Annotated in this window: 14 protein-coding genes and 2 pseudogenes; 5 read left to right on the top strand and 11 right to left on the bottom strand. The window is 61.0% G+C overall.

Annotated features, from left to right (window positions below; genetic code table 11):
* Window positions 1–47: 47 nt before the first annotated feature.
* From IPG65_RS01800 to IPG65_RS01810, 3 genes and pseudogenes are all read left to right on the top strand, one after another.
* Window positions 48–325, top strand: a pseudogene (locus IPG65_RS01800) (hypothetical protein).
* A 523-nt stretch (window positions 326–848) separates the two neighbouring features.
* The gene (locus tag IPG65_RS01805; RefSeq protein WP_293187588.1) at window positions 849–1493 is read left to right on the top strand and encodes a glutathione S-transferase N-terminal domain-containing protein; all 645 of its coding nucleotides are present in this window, start codon (window positions 849–851) and stop codon (window positions 1491–1493) included.
* Window positions 1494–1638: 145 nt separating this feature from the next.
* Entirely contained in the window at window positions 1639–2406 is a 768-nt protein-coding gene (locus tag IPG65_RS01810) for an SDR family oxidoreductase (RefSeq protein WP_293187589.1), read from the top strand.
* 68 nt (window positions 2407–2474) lie between these two features.
* On the opposite strand, the gene IPG65_RS01815 is transcribed toward IPG65_RS01810, so the two are convergent.
* Window positions 2475–3383 carry an AraC family transcriptional regulator gene (locus tag IPG65_RS01815; protein WP_293187590.1) on the bottom strand — a complete coding sequence of 303 codons (909 nt, stop codon included), beginning with the start codon at window positions 3381–3383 and terminating at the stop codon, window positions 2475–2477.
* A gap of 98 nt (window positions 3384–3481) precedes the next feature.
* Here IPG65_RS01815 and IPG65_RS01820 point away from each other — a divergent pair, with 98 nt between their 5' ends.
* Complete coding sequence (locus IPG65_RS01820) at window positions 3482–4231, top strand: SDR family oxidoreductase (RefSeq protein WP_293187591.1); 750 nt, start codon at window positions 3482–3484, stop codon at window positions 4229–4231.
* A 321-nt stretch (window positions 4232–4552) separates the two neighbouring features.
* On the opposite strand, the pseudogene IPG65_RS01825 reads toward IPG65_RS01820, so the two are convergent.
* The 10 genes and pseudogenes from IPG65_RS01825 to IPG65_RS01870 all read right to left on the bottom strand — a co-directional run bounded on the left by IPG65_RS01825 (window position 4553) and on the right by IPG65_RS01870 (window position 18372).
* Window positions 4553–4947 (bottom strand): annotated as a pseudogene (locus IPG65_RS01825) (DUF427 domain-containing protein).
* Between the two features lie 90 nt (window positions 4948–5037).
* Window positions 5038–6894: a Na+/H+ antiporter NhaA gene (gene nhaA / locus IPG65_RS01830; protein ID WP_293187592.1), complete on the bottom strand. Its 1857-nt coding sequence runs from the start codon at window positions 6892–6894 to the stop codon at window positions 5038–5040.
* Between the two features lie 74 nt (window positions 6895–6968).
* Window positions 6969–7232, bottom strand: coding sequence for a UBP-type zinc finger domain-containing protein (locus IPG65_RS01835; protein WP_293187593.1), 264 nt, complete (start codon window positions 7230–7232; stop codon window positions 6969–6971).
* A complete protein-coding gene (locus IPG65_RS01840; protein WP_293187594.1) occupies window positions 7233–8855 on the bottom strand; it encodes an FAD-dependent oxidoreductase in 1623 nt (540 codons plus the stop codon). It abuts the gene before it with no gap.
* A gap of 271 nt (window positions 8856–9126) precedes the next feature.
* Window positions 9127–10332, bottom strand: coding sequence for an ergothioneine biosynthesis protein EgtB (egtB, locus tag IPG65_RS01845; protein ID WP_293187595.1), 1206 nt, complete (start codon window positions 10330–10332; stop codon window positions 9127–9129).
* On the bottom strand, window positions 10325–11251 hold the full coding sequence (gene egtD / locus IPG65_RS01850; protein WP_293187933.1) for an L-histidine N(alpha)-methyltransferase: 927 nt from the start codon (window positions 11249–11251) through the stop codon (window positions 10325–10327). The genes egtB and egtD overlap by 8 nt, the downstream gene beginning before the upstream one ends.
* 28 nt (window positions 11252–11279) lie before the next feature.
* Window positions 11280–12884, bottom strand: a complete 1605-nt coding sequence (locus tag IPG65_RS01855) for an efflux transporter outer membrane subunit (protein WP_293187596.1) — start codon at window positions 12882–12884, stop codon at window positions 11280–11282.
* Between the two features lie 24 nt (window positions 12885–12908).
* Window positions 12909–16085: an efflux RND transporter permease subunit gene (locus IPG65_RS01860; protein ID WP_293187597.1), complete on the bottom strand. Its 3177-nt coding sequence runs from the start codon at window positions 16083–16085 to the stop codon at window positions 12909–12911.
* Between the two features lie 24 nt (window positions 16086–16109).
* A complete protein-coding gene (locus IPG65_RS01865; RefSeq protein ID WP_293187598.1) occupies window positions 16110–17291 on the bottom strand; it encodes an efflux RND transporter periplasmic adaptor subunit in 1182 nt (393 codons plus the stop codon).
* A 364-nt stretch (window positions 17292–17655) separates the two neighbouring features.
* A complete protein-coding gene (locus tag IPG65_RS01870; RefSeq protein WP_293187599.1) occupies window positions 17656–18372 on the bottom strand; it encodes a gamma-glutamylcyclotransferase in 717 nt (238 codons plus the stop codon).
* Between the two features lie 132 nt (window positions 18373–18504).
* On the opposite strand from IPG65_RS01870, the gene IPG65_RS01875 reads away from it, so the two are divergent.
* The gene (locus IPG65_RS01875) at window positions 18505–19428 is read left to right on the top strand and encodes a LysR family transcriptional regulator (protein WP_293187600.1); all 924 of its coding nucleotides are present in this window, start codon (window positions 18505–18507) and stop codon (window positions 19426–19428) included.
* Window positions 19429–19455: the final 27 nt, after the last annotated feature.

The following is a 19455-nucleotide window of genomic DNA, read 5'->3' on the forward strand; positions in this document are numbered from 1 at the left end:
GCAAGGCGCTCCTTGTGCTTCTTCAACCATCACAGGAGATCAATGCCATGAGCAGCCATCACGACTACATCATCGAAATCACGGCGCAGCACGATGCGCTCAAGCCGTTCGCGCCGGAGAACGGCCAGCCCTTGCGCGTTGCGATCGGCGACGCGGTGATCTCACCAACGAGTTCGGTGCACAGTTCCGGCGCTGCGTCACCGGGTTCTACCGGCCTGCCGGACTTTTGAGGTTGTATGCGCGCGGTGCGCGCTATCTTCTGGACTCGACTTCGCCGTGGATGCCGGTTGTGGAATCCGGCCTGCGCCCTGACGACTCGGCGTGATGCCTTCGCGCCCCTGATGGGGCGCTGCGCGCTGCGCTTGCCTCCAGGGGAAAGCCCTACGGCCTATCCCCGCCGCGCAGGCTTGACGCCCCTGAACACCGCCGACCCGGCTGCGCCGGATCGGCTAGACCGCATCCGCAGCAGATCCACGATGCCTTGCATGTGCTCGTCCTGATCTTGTTGTTTCTTCGGTGTTGAGGTCTGGGCGTCCCCGGCCACTGGGGAGATGACCTCCTTGCCGCCGCGTGCGATGCTGGTGGACCGGCTGCATCGCAAAGGCAGAGGGCGCAACTGCGCACTGAGAAGCGCGAGAGCCACGCCGACGAGTCCTGACTTGGCATTCAGTCTGCCCCAGAGCCTCTAGACGCCCCAATGCTTACCTAGTTTGCGCCATTGTCTCCAATGTGGAGACTCTTAGTAGTTAATTTGGTAATTTATCTCTCGGTGGGATTCAAATAAATTTCCTTCTGTTGACGCAATTGCCCAATTCAGGTCAAGCGGTTCGACTACCAAAGGAAATCCCGTGAAACTGTACATCGCCCAAGCCACCTGCTCCCTTGCCGCCCAGATCGTTGCGAACGAATTGGGCTTGAGTCCCGAACTCGTCCACTTTGATGTGGTTGGCAAAACAACTTCCAACCATGATGACTTCGCTGAGGTCAATCCGTTGGGCTATGTGCCTGTCCTGCGTATAGGCGAAGACAAGCACGATCTTCTGACCGAGACGGCAGTCATCGTGAGCTATCTGGCCGATCAGAGGCCCGAGGCGGGCCTCATTCCCCGTGTTGGTACACGCGAGCGTGTTGAGGCGGAACAGCTTCTGACCTTTACTGCGACGGAAATCGCACAGAAGCACATCCCCCTTATGCGCAAGCTGATGACGCCGGAGGGTACGGAATGGACGCGCAACAAGTTGGTCGCGGCTTATGCCGAGATTGACAAGCGCCTCTCCGATGGTCGCGCGTTCCTGATGGGCGATAAGCCCAGCGTGGTTGATGCCTACTTCTGGGCAACCATGTGGCATGAGCGCTCGGGAGCCCAGATCGAGCATCTGAAGTGGGTCATGGCCCACAAGGCCCGCATGGAGGCGCTGCCGTCGGTTCAAAAAGCGCTGAAGGACGAAGCCGACATGGTTGCGCGCCATCGTGCACTTGCCGAAGCCGCTTAATGGTTTACCCCAAGGGCACGACCGAAATGGCGACTACTTGCACCACCGGAAGGCGTTGATGGACAGCTTCGTCTTCCTCGATTTCACAAGATTTTCACGATATTGATCGGGGCATGCACTCGGTTTGCCAAGGGCAGCCCGATGGATGTTTGCCGGCAATGTCGCTGATGAGTTCTCAACCAAGGAGTTGGAAATGGAAAGTTCACTTAAAGGCAAGAGCGTGCTCGTTGCCGGGGGGTCTTCTGGCATGGGTTTGGCGGTAGCAACCAAAGCTGCTGCACTCGGGGCAACGGTGCATATCGTTGGGCGCTCACCCGAACGACTGGCAGAGGCTAAGACGGCCATCAATGGTGATGTTGTGACGCACCACGCGGATATCAGCGTCGCGTCCGATGTCGCAGCACTCGCAGAGAACATCCAGCAGGTCGACCACATTGTGACGACGGCTGCGGATCTGACTTTCAAGCCTTTCATCCAGATCAGCGATGCCGAGATCGAATCGACATTCGCTGCCAAGTTCTGGGGGGCGGTGTATCTGGTCAGGCACTTTGCCTCGCGCATTCCGTCGAACGGGTCTGTGACGTTCTTCGGTGGCTCGGCGGCCTACAAGGCCCTTGCGGGTGCAAGCATCGTTGCCGCCGTCAACGCTGCCCTCGATGGCTTTGCCCGAACACTGGCACTCGAACTCGCGCCTGTTCGAGTGAATGTGCTGTCACCGGGCGTTGTCGAAACACCTGCCTGGGGCTTCCTTCCTGAGAAAGACCGAGCCGAGCTTCTCAAGACTATTGGCGCCGGTCTTCCTGTCGGTCGTGTTGGGCGTCCCGAAGAACTCGCAGATGCGGCCATCTTCCTGATGGGCAACGGCTACGCGACTGGCACCGTTCTGCAACTTGACGGTGGAACGAACGTCTAGGCATATTCCGTGCGCCACTCCGAGTAGGCCAAGCCAAGGCATTTGGGCCTTGGCTCATTCGGCTTTCTTCAATTCGTCCGCGCATACTGGCCCGGCGGCTGCCCCACATGCCGACTGAATGCGGTGCTGAACGTACTGGATGAAGCGTAGCCGACCTGTTCCGCAACCTCCGCGATAGCCAGTTCCTTGCGGCGCAGCAGGTTTTTTGCCAAGGCCATGCGCCAGGCCAGCAGGTACTCCATCGGCGGCAGGCCGACGTTGCGGCTGAATCGCTCGAAGAACGCGGAACGAGACAATGCGCTTTGGTGCGCCAACTGCTCCACCGTCCAGGCCCGTGCCGGATCGGCATGCATGCTGCGGAAAGCGGCGACCAGTCGGCTGTCGGCCAGCCCGCGCAGCAGTCCCGGCGCGGCAAGGCTGTCCTCGGGCGCTGCGCGCAGCGCCTCGATCAGCAGGATCTCCACCAACCGGGTCAGTATCAGTTCACGCCCGGATCTTTGCTGCAGGGATTCCTGCCGCACCAGAGCCACCAAGGTCGCGAGCCGCTCCACCCTTCGCACATGCACTACCGCTGGCAGCAGGGAAACCAGCAACGCTGAATCCGGGGAGGCGAACGCGAAATAGCCACCGAGCATGCGCACCTCGGCATGACCACTCTGGCGGCCATGGCGTATCTCACCCTCAGATCGGTCATCGGCCGCAGCCTGCGCATCAATGTCGATGGGGGTGCCAGGCTCCAGGCTGCTCAATGTGAAGCCCGGTGTGGCAGGCAACAGCACGAAATCCCCCGCCATGAGCCGGATTGGCTCTTGCCCGACCACGGCCAGCAGACCGCCCCCTTCGAGGACAGCGCAAAAGCTCGGCTGTCCGAAATCCGAGTAGCGCACGGCCCACCGGCCCGCGCCACCGATCACCTTGGAGAACACCGCGCGCGGCCGGAGAAAAGCAATCACCTCGGAAAGCGGATCAATAGCCATTCATGGACTTTCGCAAACATAAACAGGACTATAAATTGTAGATAGTCCATACGATGGGCAATATCGTGAGGGTTCCCAACCACTCCACTAGGAACTCAATGAAAACTGTCCTCATTACCGGCTGCTCGTCGGGCTACGGTTTGCAGACCGCCCGCCACTTCCACGCCCAGGGCTGGAACGTGATCGCCACGATGCGCACGCCGCGCCCAGAGCTGTTGCCGGACTCACCCCGTATGCGTGTTATCCCGCTGGACGTGACCCTGGCCTCCAGCATCGCTGCGACGATCGAAGCAAGCGGCCCGATCGACGTGCTCGTTAACAACGCCGGCGTCGGGCTGTTCGGCGCCTTCGAGGCCACGCCGATGGATACCACGCGCGAGGTCTTCGCGACCAATACCTTCGGCGTGATGGCGATGACCCAGGCCGTGCTGCCCTTGTTCCGTCATCGGCGCTCGGGGATGGTTGTCAACGTGACGTCGAGCGCCACCCTGGCGCCAATGCCGCTGGTGGCGGTCTACACGGCCAGCAAGACGGCCATCGAAGGATTCACGGCCTCGCTCGCCCACGAACTCGCGGCTTTCCAGATCCAGGTGAAACTGGTCGAGCCGGGCTATGGACCCACGACCCGCTTTGCCGAGAATGGCAGTGAACGCATGCAAGGCCTGATCCCAGAGGCGTATGTGCCTTTCGCGAACTCCGTCTTCGAGGCATTCACGAAGCCGTCGGCGGTGACCGCCGAGGTGGACGTTGCTGAGGCCGTGTGGCGCGCGGCAAACGACACATCGGGGCAACTGCGGTTTGCGGCGGGAGCAGATGCGGTTGCTCTGGCGGCACGGGTGTCGCCTTGAGCCACACCACCAAGACCTGGCTGGCCGTGTTGCTCGTGTTGACTGGTGCGGGACGAGCCACGCGGTCGCTGGTGCCGATCCTACGACATTACAAGCGTATTCGGTGGCTGAGGTGCTGCAGACCACTTTCGACCGACTTGTTGGCGGTTCTCGGCCCAGGGCTGCTCACCAGCCGACACGCACCGAGCCGCGCTGCGCCCGTGGCATCCGGCGTGGCCGCAAGCCGTGGGGTCGCGCATCGCGGCTCATTTCTCTGTCATCGTGCATTCGCACAGCGTGATGCACGTCGTGGCGGACATCGTATGCAGGCCGGCTCAACCCTCACGCTTGAATTGGAGCGCTCGTCGGGGGGAACTCTATGTCAACGCGATCCGCGTAGAAGGCGAGGTGATCCTTGATCGCCGATACCGCTGGGTACGGAGTCTCATAGCTCCAAGCGATGTTGATGCCGTTCTCCACGTCTGTCGCCACACTAAAGTAGCTCGCATCACCCTTGTATGGACAGTAAGTTGCATGCTTCGTTTGTTCAAGAAGCTCCATACGAATGTCTACCCAGGGACATATATCACCGGCGGTAGCGTTGCTTCGCGCAGGAGCAGAGCGTTGCTCGTTGTTGCAATCACCCCTTTGGCGAAACTCACGACTACTTGCCCCTCAAACTTCTCAATTGTGATGGCGTGGTTTGGCCCAGGGATCTTGATGACTTTTTCGGACATATGAACTCCTTCCTCAAATTGACGGTTGGCGCGGCTGCCACCGAGTGAGACTGCGACAGGAATACGGAGCTTCTCCGCGCTCAAGCATGCTCATCTTCCTTGCTGCGCAGAGCTGTGCGAGGGCGGGATTGCGCGGGATGTCACCCAAAGCAGCATCGCGATGCCCAAGACGGCAGCGATGATTGATCCAGAAAATATTGCGATCTTTGAGGCGGCGAAGTCCGCGGGGTCAGAGAACGCTTGCCCAGCGATGAACAGTGACATGGTGAAGCCGATACCCGCCAAGACACTCGCGGCCATGAGTTGCAACCACGAATAGTCATCAGGCTTTCTAGCGATTCCCATCTTCACCGCCGCCAGTGATGCCAAGAAGATCCCCAACGGTTTGCCAACAACAAGACCCGCAATGATCGCAATCATCAGCGATTGCTGCTCCGCGCTGATTGCAGACGCGAAATCCACGCCAGCATTGGCGACTGCAAAGAGGGGAAGTACCACATAACTTGCCCTCGCACCGGCATAGCGCAGCAATCGGTCAGCTGGCGACTCTAGCCGGTCATGCAACGCATCCAGCGCCCGCATCGCGGGGAGTGACGGCCCTGCGCGCAGCACTTCGCCACTGCGTCTGGCTTCGGCTGTCAGGATCGCATCTGCCTGAAGCATGATGGCCCTCAAGTCTGGAGGTGCACGTGTTGGAATGAATAGCGCGAGCAAGACACCTGCCAGCGTGGCATGCAAGCCGCTGATGACAATGAAGTACCAGAGAACCAGCCCGACAACGAGGTACGGAACCAGGCTGTAGACGCGCCAATAGTTGAGAAGACAAAGCACCCCGACCACGACCACAGCGGCCGCTATGGCAATCAGATTGATGGTGTTCGAGTAGAACATCGCCACCACGATAATCGCCCCGATGTCATCTACGATCGCGGCCGCAGTCAAGAAGACGCGCAGCGCTAGGGGCACACGATCCCCAAGCATTACGAGAATCGCTATTGCGAATGCGGTATCGGTAGCCATTGGCACGCCCCAGCCATGAGCCCACGGGCCAGCGGGTATCAACGCCGAGTAGATGAGCGCCGGGAGCAGCATTCCTCCAAGCGCCGCGGCGACTGGAAGTGCACCGGATTTGAAGGACGACAACCCTCCAATAGTGAACTCTCGCTTTATCTCAAGGCCGACCACCAGGAAGAAGATGGTCAGCAGGCCATCGTTTATCCAGTGCAAAAGAGACATCCGAAATTCGGAGTTGCCAAGCACTACTCCCAGATCGAGGTGCCAGAGCGCTTCAAACGCATGCCCAAGATTTGAATTGGTGACGAGTACGGCCAGTAGCGTGGAGAACAGCAGCAGCAGGCCAGTTGAGGGTGCCCATCCCGCAAAATCCGAGGCCATTCCGCGAATTTTGTTCCCGACAGCGCCGGCCATGGCATCGAGAAATGAACCTTCGTCCCAAGGGCCGTCGTAGCGTCGTCCATTGATGAAGAACGTGGGCACCACGATGGCATTGCTTGCTGCGGCGCTTTCTATATCCTCGGCGACACGCGCTCTTGCCCGAGCTGCGGCCTTGCCATCCGCGTCAAAATCTTCAACGCCAAGCTGCTCCGCAACAGCTTGCAAATCGCCTTCGGTCAATTTCTCCGACCGTGTCATCAGCGTAATGTGAGCTTCCCAAAAGCTCTTTGGGTCAGGCGCACGTTCGACCAGTTCGGCGGCGCGCTGGGCCAGGGAATTTTCGATCAAGGGAGAGTGACGGAACACATAGCGAAGGCGCTCCCCGAGCTGATCCCGCACCTGCGCAATTTTTTCATTTGCTGCGCGGCAGTGGGGGCAGGCATAGCTCCCGTACTCGACCAACGTGATGTCGGCGCTGCTCGACCCGAGGATGTGATCCCGGCTTTCATCTACAGTCCTATCAAGTATTCCACTACTTTTTCCTTGGGACATAGTTTTAATTCCTGAGGATGCACATCATTATTTCAATGCGATATTCACGCATCGCGTTCAGACAACCAGCGGCGCTACCCCACTTGGCGCTCATGCTCATAACACCATCGCCAATCTTCTCCAGGTTCAATGGAGCGCATTACTGGGTGCCCAGTCAACGCGAAATGCTTCGATGCGTGCTTGTTGGGGGAGTTGTCGCAACAACCTACGTGACCACAATGAAGACACATGCGCAGGTGAACCCACCTGCCACCTATTCGCACGCAATCCTCACAAACACGATCCTTAGGCACCGGAGGAAAAGCAGCCGGCACATGCTCACAGGTTTTAATTCCCATTTACCGAACCTCCTGCGGCACTATTGCCGCTTCTTCAAGATACTTGTGAATCTGAGCCACCACCGCGGCGCCTTCGCCAATGGCCGCGCCGACACGCTTGATGGAGTCAGAGCGTACATCCCCAATTGCGAAAACACCGGGCACACTCGACTCCAGGGTTGACCGACCTTCGCCTGCCGTAGTCACAAAGCGCGATCGATCCAAGTGCACCGGGCAACTGTCAAGAAATTCGGTCTCAGGGGATGCCCCAATGAACAAGAACAGATTTTGCGTGATCAGTTGAGATTCCACGCCAGTATCGCGATCGAAATACTTCACAGCGTTCAAACCGTTGGCTATGTCACCGCTCAACCCTGATATCTCCTTGCGCACTTGCAAGTCAATGTTTGGCGTCGCAGAAATTCGATCAATGAGATAACGCGACATCGTGGTCGATAGACTGTGCCCCCGAATTAGCATGGTCACCTTCGCAGCATGAGCGCTGAGGTAAACGGCCGCCTGCCCAGCGGAATTCCCACCACCAACCAGTACCACATGCTCGTTCTGGCACCGCTTCGCTTCGATTGGCGAAACCCAATACCACACACCACGCCCTTCAAGCTCGGCTACGTTCGTCGCCTCGGGGCGACGGTATCGAGCACCCGTCGCAATAACGACCGTTCTAGAGCGGATGACACTTCCGTCGGCCATCCGCAGCCGTTTCGGCGCCGTGGAGGATGGTTCGCATTCCAGTGCTGTGACTTTTGCTGGAATGAGGATCTCTGCGCCGAATTTCTGGGCCTGGATGTAGGCCCGGCCAGCCAACGCTTGCCCCGATATTCCCGTTGGAAAGCCCAGATAGTTCTCGATGCGAGCGCTTGCACCAGCTTGACCACCAAAGTAGCGGCAATCCAGAACCATCACGTTGAGGCCTTCGCTGGCAGCGTAAACAGCAGCGGACAGGCCCGCTGGCCCCGCTCCAACTACAACGACGTCGTAGTCCTTATCGACTGACACTCCTGAATTGAGTCCCAGACACAAGGCCAACTGCGCTTCATCTGGATCAACTAGCACTGAACCGTTTGGACATATTGCTAGGAGATGCGGATGGCGGCTGTCAAATTGATGCCAAATATCGCGGACATCCTGATGATCAGAAGTCCGCAACTGAAAAGGTTGCCCATTGCGGCGCAAGAAGGTCTGCATTCGTATTACTTCTGCGTCGCCCTCTCGCCCGACAAGGACAGTACCGCTGGCTTCACTTTCAATCAGAGCCACACGGCGAAGAATAAGCGCCCTGGTGATAAGCTCGCCCAATTCAGCCTCTGCGACAATAAGTTGCCGCAGCTTTTCCGGTGCAATGAGAAGGGTTTCGACCTCCACTTCGGCAAAGCAGTCTACGAGGGACTTTGCCCCTGAAAGTTGACCTACCTCAGCAATAAATTCCCCAGGGCCATGTCGAGTAATAGGCGTTACGTGACCAAGCCCATCGCGCTGAGTGGCAATCACCGTCCCCGATAAAAGCAGGAACATCCCTGGCGCTGGCTCACCTGCACGAAAAAGGCTTGAGCCTTTTTCATATCTCACGGGTACTCCGAAGCGCGCAATCCGCGCCATCTCCAAATCACCAAGGATCGGGAACATTTGCCCGGTTCTCGTAGTGAACGTTGATGCCGCTGGCGGGGTGGCCAGTTGATCTTTATCAACGGGTTGACCTTGGCCCATAACCTCTCCTTGAGACTGCGTTCAACTTCTTCATAAGTTACTTGAAGGTTGCACAAGTGCCTTGCAATTCAATTCGAGCTGCACGCTCTTACCTGAGCAGGCGCAGCGCCTCTATCATAGATGTTGGTAATGACTCAGCCCTTTTTTTCAGATTTCGCACGTGGCGCAATAGCGGCGGCGCACATTTACGCTAGCCGTCCCGCGCCAGCCGCAACCCCGTCATCTGCCAGCGCGCCGACGCCGGAAAGAAATTGCGGTAGCTGGCACGCGCATGGCCGGGCGGCGTGAGGCACGAGCCGCCGCGCAGCACATACTGGTTGACCATGAACTTGCCGTTGTACTCACCCACCGCGCCATCGGCCACGCGAAAGCCCGGGTACGGCGCGTAGGACGACTGGGTCCATTCCCAGACCTGGCCCAACCCATCGCCGGTGAGCACGGCCGGGAGCAGCGCCTCCCGCGCGGGCAACCGCGCCAACGCATCCGCCCAGGCCACTTCCCACTCGGCTTCAGTCGGCAGCCGGGCGCCGGCCCAGCGCGCATAGGCATCGGCCTCGTAGTACGACACATGGGCCACCGGGCGGTTGCCATGCAGCGGCAGTGCGCCGTGCAGGCTGAATTCCTGCCAGCCTGCTTCTGTTTGCCGCCAGTACCAGGGATGTTCCAGTTGCTGCGCGCAGCGCCAGTCCCAGCCCTCGGCCAGCCACCATTGCGGCTGCGCATAGCCGCCCGATTCGACGAAGCGCAGGAACTCCGCATTGCTGACCGGCTGGCTGGCGATCTCGCAGCCCTGCAGAAATACCTGATGCCGGGGCCGTTCGTTGTCGAAGGCAAAGCCGTCGCCCGCGTGGCCGATCGCATGCAGCCCCGGTGCCACCTGCAGCCAGGTCAGCGCCGGCTCGGGCGCGGCATTGGCGGGCGACGCAGCGAGCAGTTGGTAGGCCGGCCACAGCGGATGGCAGAACAGCAAATGCTTGATGTCGGTGAGCAGCAGTTCCTGGTGCTGCTGCTCGTGCTGCAGGCCCAGCTCGACCAGTTCGGCCAGCGGCGGCGGCAGTTCGTGCGCCAGCAAGGCGCGCATGCGTTCGTCCACGGCCGCGCGGTAGTCGCGCACGCGCGCCAGCGACGGCCGCGTGAGCAGCCCGCGCTGCGGGCGCGGATGGCGCTCGCCCACCTGCTGGTAGTACGAGTTGAACAGCACGCGAAACTGGGGGTCAAACGGCGGCTCCTGCCCCAGCACAAAGGTTTCGAAGAACCAGGTGGTGTGCGCCAGGTGCCATTTGGCCGGGCTGGCGTCGGGCATGGACTGCACGCAGGCATCCTCGGCCGACAGCGGCTCGGCCAGCCGCAAGGTGCGCTGGCGCACCGCGTCAAAACGTTGGAGCAGCTCAGGCATGGGCGTACACCATGGCAAACCACTGCCGCTCATCCGTCCAGACCTTGCTGGTACTGAAACCGGCTTGGGCCAGCATGTCCTGGAAATGCGGCAGCGGGTACTTGTAGCTGTTCTCGGTGTGGATGGTCTCGCCCTCGGCAAAGCGCCGCCCGCCGCCCGGCCAGGCCACGGCCAGCGGCTGGCGCGCGCGCAGGTGCATCTCGATGCGCGAATGGCGGGTGTTGAAGAAGGCGTGGTGGGCCCAGTCGTCTTCGTCGAAATCGCTGCCGATCAACGTGTTCACGTGACTAAGCACGTTCAGGTTGAAACGTGCCGTCACGCCCTGGGCATCGTCGTAGGCGGGCTCCAGCCAGTGCAGCGGCTTGGGCAGGTCGATGCCGATCAGCAGGCCGCCGTCCGGCCCCAGCAGCCCGTGCATGCGCCGCAGCATGGCCAACGCATCGGCCGGGTCGAAGTTACCGATGGACGAGCCGGGGTAGAACACCAGCCGCCCGGCTTGTGGCAAGTCGGGCGGAAGCTGCAGCGGCTTGGTGATGTCGGCGTGTACCGCACGCGCGTCCAATCCGGGAAATTCCTCCGCCAGTCGGCGCACCGCCTGGTACAGAAAGTCTCCCGCGATGTCCACGCCCACAAAGTGGCGCGGCCACAGGCTGCGGCACAACGCACGCACCTTCTCGCAATTGCCGGCGCCCAGTTCGATCAGCACCTCGTGGCCGCGCAGAGCCTGCGCCATGGCCGGCCCCGCGTCGGCGAGGATGGCCGCCTCGGTGCGCGTGGGGTAATACTCCGGCAGTTGGGTGATCTGCTCGAACAATTCGCAGCCGCGCGCGTCGTACAGGTACTTGGGCGAAATACGTGCCTGCGGCTCCAGCAGGCCCTGCCGTAGATCGTTGTGTCCTGCGTGCAAGGCAGGTGGCATCACCGCAGGCGCAGCGGTATCGGCAATGTCACGGAACATAGCGAGCATCCTCCAGTGCCGGTGGCAGACTTCCAAACGAAGCAGTATGAACGTTCGGCTGAGTCGAAGGGAATTGGTCGGTCTCACCAAGATGAGCCGGTTGGCCCGCTGCATCCCATCCGCCACCCAAGGCGCGGATGAGGTTAACGGCCGCTACGGCCTGCAGACCGGCCAGTTGGACTGTAGCGCGCCGTGACTGGAGTACCGTCCGCTCTGCGTCGATGACCTCCAGATAGCTCACCGCGCCTTCGGTGTATTGCTTGCGCGAGAGCAGAGCCGCGTTCGTGGCCGACTGGGCGCCATCCGCCTGAACCTGGACTTGCTCCTCCAGAACCCGAAGATCCGACAGATGGTCTTCCACTTCCCGGAATGCCGTGAGCACCTGCTGTCGGTACAGCGCCACTTGCTGTTCGTGCCGCGCCATCGCGCCGTCCAGTTCACCTTGGCGACGTCCCCCGTCGAAGATGGGAAGGTTCAGCATCGTTCCCGCCAGCGGCCCCAGCAGGAAGGAACGGCTGCTCCAGTTGAACAAATTGCCCAGCGAGCCCGACTCGAAGCCCAGTGCCCCCGTCAGCGTGAGGGACGGGAAAAATGCAGACTTCGCAACGCCGATTCGGGCATTGCTCGCGGCCATCGCGCGTTCTGCCGCCGCGATGTCAGGCCGACGCTCCAACAGCGAGGACGGCAGGCCTGCCGGGACGCGCAACGCGAATTGCTTCAGAGGCTGAGGCGACAGGCTGAATTCAGCAGGAGCTTTGCCCAGTAGCACTGCCAACCCATGCTCCGATGCAGCGCGCAGACGTTGCACCGTCATGGCATCGGAGCGTGCCGCAGCCAGTTCGGACTTTGCACGCGAGACATCCAGTGCCCCGACATCACCTTCCTTGAAGCGGCGTTCCATCAGGCGCAGCGCCTGCTCGCGCAACTCGACCGCGTGGGTGAACACCTCCGCTTCCGCATCGAGCTGGCGCAGTGCGAAGTAGTTCTGTGCGACATCGGCCTGTAGGGCGAGTTGAACGGAGCGCAGCAGCGCCTCTTCGCGCTGGCTGTCGGCTTGTGCCGCGTTCACCGATGCGCTCACCCGCCCGAACAGATCCACCTCATAGGCGAATCCAACCTGGGCGCGGTACAGGGTCTGGGCGGGCACCGCCGTGCCGTCGGGCAGTCCCTGCGAGGCCGCCGACGCGCGTTGCCGACTGGCACCGACACCTGCATCCACGGAAGGGAACAGGCCGGCACGCGCTCTCTGGCTCAACGCCCGGGCCTCCTTCAGGCGCGCAACGGCGGCTTGCAAGCCCTGATTCGCTTGGAGGGCTTGTTGCTCCAGCGAATTCAGCAGCGGATCGCCAAATACCGTCCACCACTCGCCCCGAGCCAGTTCTTCGGAAGGGTGTGCTGCCTTCCACTCGGAGCCGTCGGCGGCTTTGATGGCGGCGTGCGTCCAGTCGGCTGAAGCCTCCTTGAACTGTGTCGTTGTTGCTGCAGGAGCGGTCGGCCTTTCATAGGCCGAAAGGGAGGTGCATCCGGCCAGGACAAGCACTGCGGCAAGCAGGCTGAGCTTTGCGGTGAATCCAGTTGACTTGAGGAATTTCATGATGATCTCCTTGGGCTCGCGCGCTCAGAGCACGTGCGCCTCGTTGATATGAGGATGGTTGCCGTGCTTGTCCACCAGCGTCTTCTTGCCAGACAGCTTGCGCAGCACGACATAGAGCACGGGGGTCAGCATCAGGCCGAACAGGGTCACGCCCAACATGCCGGAGAACACGGCGATGCCCATGGCGCTGCGCATTTCCGAGCCCGCACCGGTCGAGAGCACCAGCGGGACGACACCCATGATGAACGCGATGGACGTCATCAGAATCGGGCGCAGGCGCAGACGGCTAGCCTCGATGGCGGCCTGGACGACTGAGTGGCCATCCATTTCCAGCTCTCTAGCAAATTCCACGATCAGGATGGCGTTCTTCACCGACAGCGCGACGAGCACCATCAAGCCGATCTGCGTGAAGATGTTGTTGTCGCCGTCCGTAAGCCAAACGCCGGTCAGCGCGGAAAGAATGCTCATGGGCACGATGAGCAGAATGGCCAGGGGCAGCGTCATGCTCTCGTACAGCGCGGCCAGCACGAAGAACACGAGAATTACGCTGATGGGGAACACCCACAAAGCCGCATTGCCCGTGAGAATCTGCTGGTACGTCAGATCCGTCCATTCCATCTTGATGCCACGCGGCAGCGTCTCCTCGGCAATGCGTTCAACCGCAGCCTTGGCTTCGCCGGAGGAATAGCCTGGAGCCGGCCCACCGTTGATGTCGGCAGAGGTGTAGCCGTTGTAGCGGATCACCGTCTGCGGGCCATACGTCGGATTGACGGTCACCAGGGACGAGAGAGGCACCATTTCGCCCGAAGCGTTGCGTGTCTTGAGCACGCCGATGTCTTCAGCCGAGGCGCGGAACGGAGCATCTGCCTGGGCGCGCACCTGGAATACCCGGCCGAACAGGTTGATGTCGTTGACATACAGAGAGCCCAGGTAAATCTGCATCGTGTCAAAGACATCTGTGACGGAGACGCCCAGTTGCTTGGCCTTGATGCGATCCAGATCGACGTCCAGTTGGGGAACATTAATCTGGTAGCTAGAGAAGCTCGGGCCCAGCTCCGGCGCCTTTGCAAGCTGCGCCAGGAACTTCTGCGTCGCGTCGTTAAGTGCTTCATAGCCCAGGTTGCCGCGGTCTTCCAACTGCAGCTTGAAGCCGCCCAGGGTGCCAAGGCCTTCCACCGGCGGGGGCGGGAAGGTTGCAATCTGCGCTTCCTTGATATGGGCGAACTTGGCATTCAGCGCAGCAATGACTTCGGCAGCGGATTCACCAGGATTGCGCTCCTTTGCGGGCTTGAGCAGAGGAAACAGGAGTGCACTGTTGGATGAGCTGCTCAGGCTCACGGTCAGTCCGGGGAATTGCGGAATTTGCCGCACGCCCGGTACCGTCAGGGCAAGATCACCCAGCTCGCGCACCAGCTTGTCGGTACGCTCCAGCGAGGCACCGGCGGGAAGCTGCACCACCGTGACCAGATAGTCCTTGTCCTGTGCCGGAACGAATCCCCCAGGAACGGACTTTCCGACCAGGACAGTGAAGCCCAGCAAAGCGGCGAACAGCATCATCATGATGGACTTGCGGCCGATGACATGGCCAACACCGCGCCCATACGACTCGGAGCCCCGGTGAAACACACGGTTGAACCCGGCGAAGAAGCCGCCGAGCACACGATCCATGCCGCGCGTCAGCCAGTCCTTGGGAGCGTGGTGGTCTTTCAGCAGCAAGGCTGCCAGTGCGGGTGAGAGCGTCAGCGAGTTGAAGGCCGAGATGACCGTGGAAATAGCGATGGTCATCGCGAACTGCTTGTAGAACTGGCCGGACAGCCCCGACATGAATGCCAGGGGAACGAACACGGCCACGAGCGCCAGCGCGATGGCGATGATGGGGCCGCTCACCTCGCGCATGGCCTGGTAGGTAGCTTCGCGTGCACTCAAGCCGCCTGCGATGTTGCGCTCGACGTTCTCCACCACCACGATGGCGTCGTCCACCACGATGCCGATGGCCAGCACCATGCCGAACAGTGACAGCGCGTTGATGCTGTAGCCAAACGCGAGCAGTAGGGAGAACGTGCCCACAATGGAAACAGGCACGGCCAGCAGCGGGATGATCGAGGCACGCCACGTCTGCAGAAACAGCAGCACGACTACGACGACCAGGGCCACAGCCTCCAGCAGCGTGTGGATGACAGCGTCGATGCTGAGGCGCACGAAGCGCGTCGGGTCGTAGGCAATGTCGTAGCCCACGCCATCCGGCATGTCCTGCTTGAGCTCTTTCATGACGTCATGAATGTCGTCGGAGATTTGCAGGGAGTTGGCCCCAGGCTGCTGGAACACGATCATCTGTACAGCCTGTTTGTTGTCGAGCATCGCGCGAAGACCGTAGTCGGCTGAGTCCAGCTCAATGCGAGCAACGTCGCCCAAGAAGGTGATGGCGCCATCGCGGGAACTCTTCAGAATGATTCGGCGGAAATCACCTTCGGTCTTCAGGCGGCCCTGTGCATTCACACTCAATTGGAGTGGGACGTTTTCCATCGGCGATGCGCCGACGATGCCCGCTGCCACCTGCACGTTCTGTTCACGGATGGCCTTCACGATGTCCGGTGCCGTCAAGTCGTGCTGAGCTACTTTTTGGGGGTCTAGCCAGACTCGCATGGCATAGTCACCGGAGCCCCACATCACGACCTCGCCAACGCCGGGGACACGCGCAAGGCGGTCTTTGACGTTGATGAGTGCGTAATTGCGCAGGTAGGTCAGGTCATACTTGTCGTTGGGTGACAAGATGCTGACGCCCATCGTCAAGGTGGGTGATGCCTTCACGGTTGTGATACCGAGACGCTGAACGTCTTCCGGCAGCCGAGGGATGGCCTGGGACACACGGTTCTGCACCAGTTGCTGCGCCAAGTCGGGATTCGTGCCGAGCTTGAACGTGACCGTGATCGTTAGCGTGCCATCGCCGTTGGCCTGGGACTGCATGTAGAGCATGTTCTGCACCCCGTTGATGCGCTCCTCGATGGGCGAGGCAACAGTCTCGGCGATGACCTTGGGGTTCGCGCCCGGGTATTGGGCGCGAACCATCACGGATGGCGGCACCACTTCCGGGTACTCGGCCGTCGGCAGCTTGAAGAGCGAGACGAAGCCCGCCAACAGGATGAGCATCGACAGCACGCCTGCGAAGATGGGGCGGTCGATGAAGAATTTGGAGAAGTTCATTTTTTGCTCCAGTTGAGATGGCGCTTACGCTGACTTGCCCCGAGACAGGGTGGCCATGTTCACGGCTTTGCCTGCGACCTTCTCGCCAGGGCGCACGCGCAGCACGCCATTGACGACGACACGCTCGCCTTCGCTCAGGCCGGACTCGACGATGCGAAGACCTTCGTGCAGATTGCCCAAGGTGACCTCGCGGTACTGCACCTTGTCGTCGGCATCAACGACCAGCACGAACTTTTTGGCCTGATCGGTTCCGATGGCCGAGTCGTCCACCATCACCGCCGGCCGGGCCTTGGTGCCGCCCACCTTCACACGGGCATATAGGCCGGGAACGAGAGAGCCGTCCGCGTTGTCGAAAGCAGCGCGCACGCGGATCGTCCCGGATGCTGCGTCCAGTCGGTTGTCCACCGACACCACCGTCCCTTCGCGGGAATAGCCCGTTTCATTGGCTAGCCCGAGCGACACCGGTGCCTTCGCGCTGTTGCGCAGGTGCTTCAGATAGGTCTGCTCATCCACGTTGAACGAGGCGTACATCGGCGTGACGGAGACGAGCGTGGTCAGAACGGGAGCACCCGCGCCCACGCTGACCACGTTGCCCACGGTCAACTCGGCGCGCGAGACCCGGCCCGCGACCGGCGCGACGACCTGGGTGTAGGCCAGATTCACCTTGGCAGCTTGCAGGGCCGCGCGTGCAGCCTTCACTTCGGCGGCCGACTGGCGGGCTAGGTTCTGCCGTTCGTCGTAGTCACGCCTGGCGATCGCATTGCCTTCGAGCAACCTGTCCGCACGCTGCGACTCGCTCACGGCGTGTGCTGCGCGCGTTTCGACAGCGCCAAGTCTCGCGTCGGCCTGGTCTACCTCGGCCTGATAGGGCTGCGGGTCGATAGTGAACAGCACGTCGCCTTTCTTGACCAGGGCGCCGTCCTTGAAGTGGACTGAGGCAATGCGGCCGCTGACCAAGGGACGGATATCGACCTTTTCGACGGCCTCCAGGCGGCCCGAATAGGACTGCCATTCGGTGATGGGCTTGGCGATGACAGCCGCCACATCGACTTGCGTCGCGGGCGCCTCTCGCGCCGATTGGGAGGCATGGGCTTCGGGGACGGCCTTGCCAAACACACCCCAATCGGATGCCGTGATGGAGGCAACACCCGCGAAGGCGGCCGCGATGCCAAGTGTGGTGATGAGCTTTCTGCGTTGCGTGGTCATTGGAAACTCCTGCGTGGGTGAAAACGGAAATCTGTTCATCTGCTCGCTGCACGAGTCCGATATGCGAGGGGTGCAATCGGCAACTCGATAGAGCGCATTGGCAGTATGTTCATAGCCTCATGTTCGATAAATACTAAAAATGAATACGATTTGTCTCCGTAACGGAGACAGTCAATGCAATTGCGTCGCCAGTGGTTACTGAGAAGGCAATGAAGCCCTCTGTCCCGTGGATATGGGTGTTCGGATGGAGAAAGCGGGATTGACGCTGGTGGAGCGCCTGGGGATGGCGGGCGAGCCGCTAGGGGCGTAGCCCCTTGCATGAATCGGCAGAGTCGATGGGTATTTCGCGGACGCGGGCACTACGTCAAGACTGACGCGCTGTGTCAGACTCCGCGGAACGCGCACCATCGGGAGGAATCGCCGCAGTGGCGGAAATTTCCTTGAGCCGGCAAATGATCCGGCTGATGTACTCGTCTTCCAAAGCGTGCTCGGCCAGCGAGAAGTCCAGTCGGTGCACGTAGTCGGCGTTGGAGCCGAAGGAACCTGTCGCCGCCGCGATCAGCGGCGCAATCGCAGCAGCCGTCGCGTCGGACTCGTATTCGGCTGAAGACGGTTCCGCGACAAAGGTGATGGCGTTGAGGCGCTGCCCGTTGCGCAGCACCGGCTTCGTCCAGATGGGCCGGTAGGCGCCGGTCACCATTTCCCGAGTCCACAACGCACGCAGTTCGTCCTCGACCCCTTGCTCGGGCAGGCGCATCGCCAGCCCATGCGTCATTCCACCGGGTTCTAGCGCGAGCATCCGGCCAGGTTGCTGGGGGCTGCCGCGTCCCGCGACGGAGCGCAAGCAAAAAGACCGGTGCCAATCCTGCAGCGTGGCTGGCTGGCACGCGTCGAACCGCAGCAGCGGATGCCACATCAGCGAACCATAGGCAAAGACCCACAGTTCGCCGAGCGGCCGCAGTTGCAAGGTGTCCGCCAATGACTGGTCTAGACGCTCTGGCGTCCAGATCGTCTCGCGGGGCAAACCGAGGCTAAGCAGGTATTCGCCGGTATCAAGGGAATTTCGGGTAAGCGTTGACATTTCCAGACTCGCTCAAAGGCGGCCGGGCTACCGCCCAGCCGCACGATTGGTATGTTGCGATTCTGGTTGCTGCTCCATTGCGGATAAAGTCTTAAATATGCTACGCTTTGTCTCTCATTGGGAGTCAATTCAATGGAGCGAACAGACCTATCTGAACTTGAAGCCTTCGTCACGGTGGCACAAACGGGCAGCTTTACCAAAGCGGCAGAGATGTTGGAGTCCAGCAAGTCCAACGTGGGCAAGGCTGTCCAGCGGCTGGAGGCACGCCTGGGGACGCGCCTGTTCCAGCGAACCACCCGTGCAGTTCATCTGACCGAGGATGGTGAAACCTATCTGGCCGCATCCCAGGCAGCCATCGAAGGGCTACGCGAGGCTGAACAGGCACTCGCCGCACGCCGGTCTGAGCCCATCGGCCGCGTGCGTATCGACCTTCCCTCCGGTTTTGGCCGCTTGCTGCTACCCACATTTGCGGACTTGCGCAGCAAGTACCCCAAGGTGACGTTGGAGGTCGCGCTCACGGATCGCTTCGCCGAGGTGGTGGCCGAAGGATGGGACATCGTGGTTCGCATTGGCGATCTGCCCGTGGACAGCGAAATGACGGTGCGCAAGCTGTGCGATCTGCGCCTCGGCCTGTACGCGGCGCCGGACTACCTTGCCAAGCGCCCCAAGATCGACAGCGTCAGCGACCTGGCGGCGCATGACGCAGTGGTGTTCCGAGGCCCCACGGGCAAGCTTCGCCCCTGGAAGGTTCATGATGGCCTGCAGGTGCGGGAACTGAGCCCGTCCCCTGTCATGGTTCTCGCGGATGGACAGGCGCTGGTGGAGGCGTCGATCCATGGGCTGGGCATCAGCCAGATCCTGGATCGCGTCGCCGTGCCGCACGTGCAAGCGGGTCGGCTGATTCACCTGCTACCGTCCTCTGATGTGCCCGGCCCTCCGGTGCATGCGCTCATCCCCGTGGGACACCGGATGTCCGCAAAGACGCGCGTCGTGCTCGATCACCTGGCCGCGAATCTCAGACTCCCGGAGCCACCGATCGGCGGAAAAAAGAAGTAGCGCCGCGCACTGATCACCCGGATAGCT

Source organism: Ottowia sp., from assembly GCF_016703145.1.
Classification (GTDB): Bacteria; Pseudomonadota; Gammaproteobacteria; order Burkholderiales; family Burkholderiaceae_C; genus Ottowia.

What these genes read in the sequence shown, in the direction of transcription:
- IPG65_RS01810 (WP_293187589.1), top strand. Translation starts at nt 1,639, where the DNA reads ATGTTTGCCGGCAATGTCGCTGATGAGTTCTCAACCAAGGAGTTGGAA.
- IPG65_RS01815 (WP_293187590.1), bottom strand. Translation starts at nt 3,383, where the DNA reads ATGGCTATTGATCCGCTTTCCGAGGTGATTGCTTTTCTCCGGCCGCGC.
- IPG65_RS01820 (WP_293187591.1), top strand. Translation starts at nt 3,482, where the DNA reads ATGAAAACTGTCCTCATTACCGGCTGCTCGTCGGGCTACGGTTTGCAG.
- nhaA (WP_293187592.1), bottom strand. Translation starts at nt 6,894, where the DNA reads ATGTCCCAAGGAAAAAGTAGTGGAATACTTGATAGGACTGTAGATGAA.
- IPG65_RS01835 (WP_293187593.1), bottom strand. Translation starts at nt 7,232, where the DNA reads ATGGGAATTAAAACCTGTGAGCATGTGCCGGCTGCTTTTCCTCCGGTG.
- IPG65_RS01840 (WP_293187594.1), bottom strand. Translation starts at nt 8,855, where the DNA reads ATGTTCCCGATCCTTGGTGATTTGGAGATGGCGCGGATTGCGCGCTTC.
- egtB (WP_293187595.1), bottom strand. Translation starts at nt 10,332, where the DNA reads ATGCCTGAGCTGCTCCAACGTTTTGACGCGGTGCGCCAGCGCACCTTG.
- egtD (WP_293187933.1), bottom strand. Translation starts at nt 11,251, where the DNA reads ATGCCACCTGCCTTGCACGCAGGACACAACGATCTACGGCAGGGCCTG.
- IPG65_RS01855 (WP_293187596.1), bottom strand. Translation starts at nt 12,884, where the DNA reads ATGAAATTCCTCAAGTCAACTGGATTCACCGCAAAGCTCAGCCTGCTT.
- IPG65_RS01860 (WP_293187597.1), bottom strand. Translation starts at nt 16,085, where the DNA reads ATGAACTTCTCCAAATTCTTCATCGACCGCCCCATCTTCGCAGGCGTG.
- IPG65_RS01865 (WP_293187598.1), bottom strand. Translation starts at nt 17,291, where the DNA reads ATGACCACGCAACGCAGAAAGCTCATCACCACACTTGGCATCGCGGCC.
- IPG65_RS01870 (WP_293187599.1), bottom strand. Translation starts at nt 18,372, where the DNA reads ATGTCAACGCTTACCCGAAATTCCCTTGATACCGGCGAATACCTGCTT.
- IPG65_RS01875 (WP_293187600.1), top strand. Translation starts at nt 18,505, where the DNA reads ATGGAGCGAACAGACCTATCTGAACTTGAAGCCTTCGTCACGGTGGCA.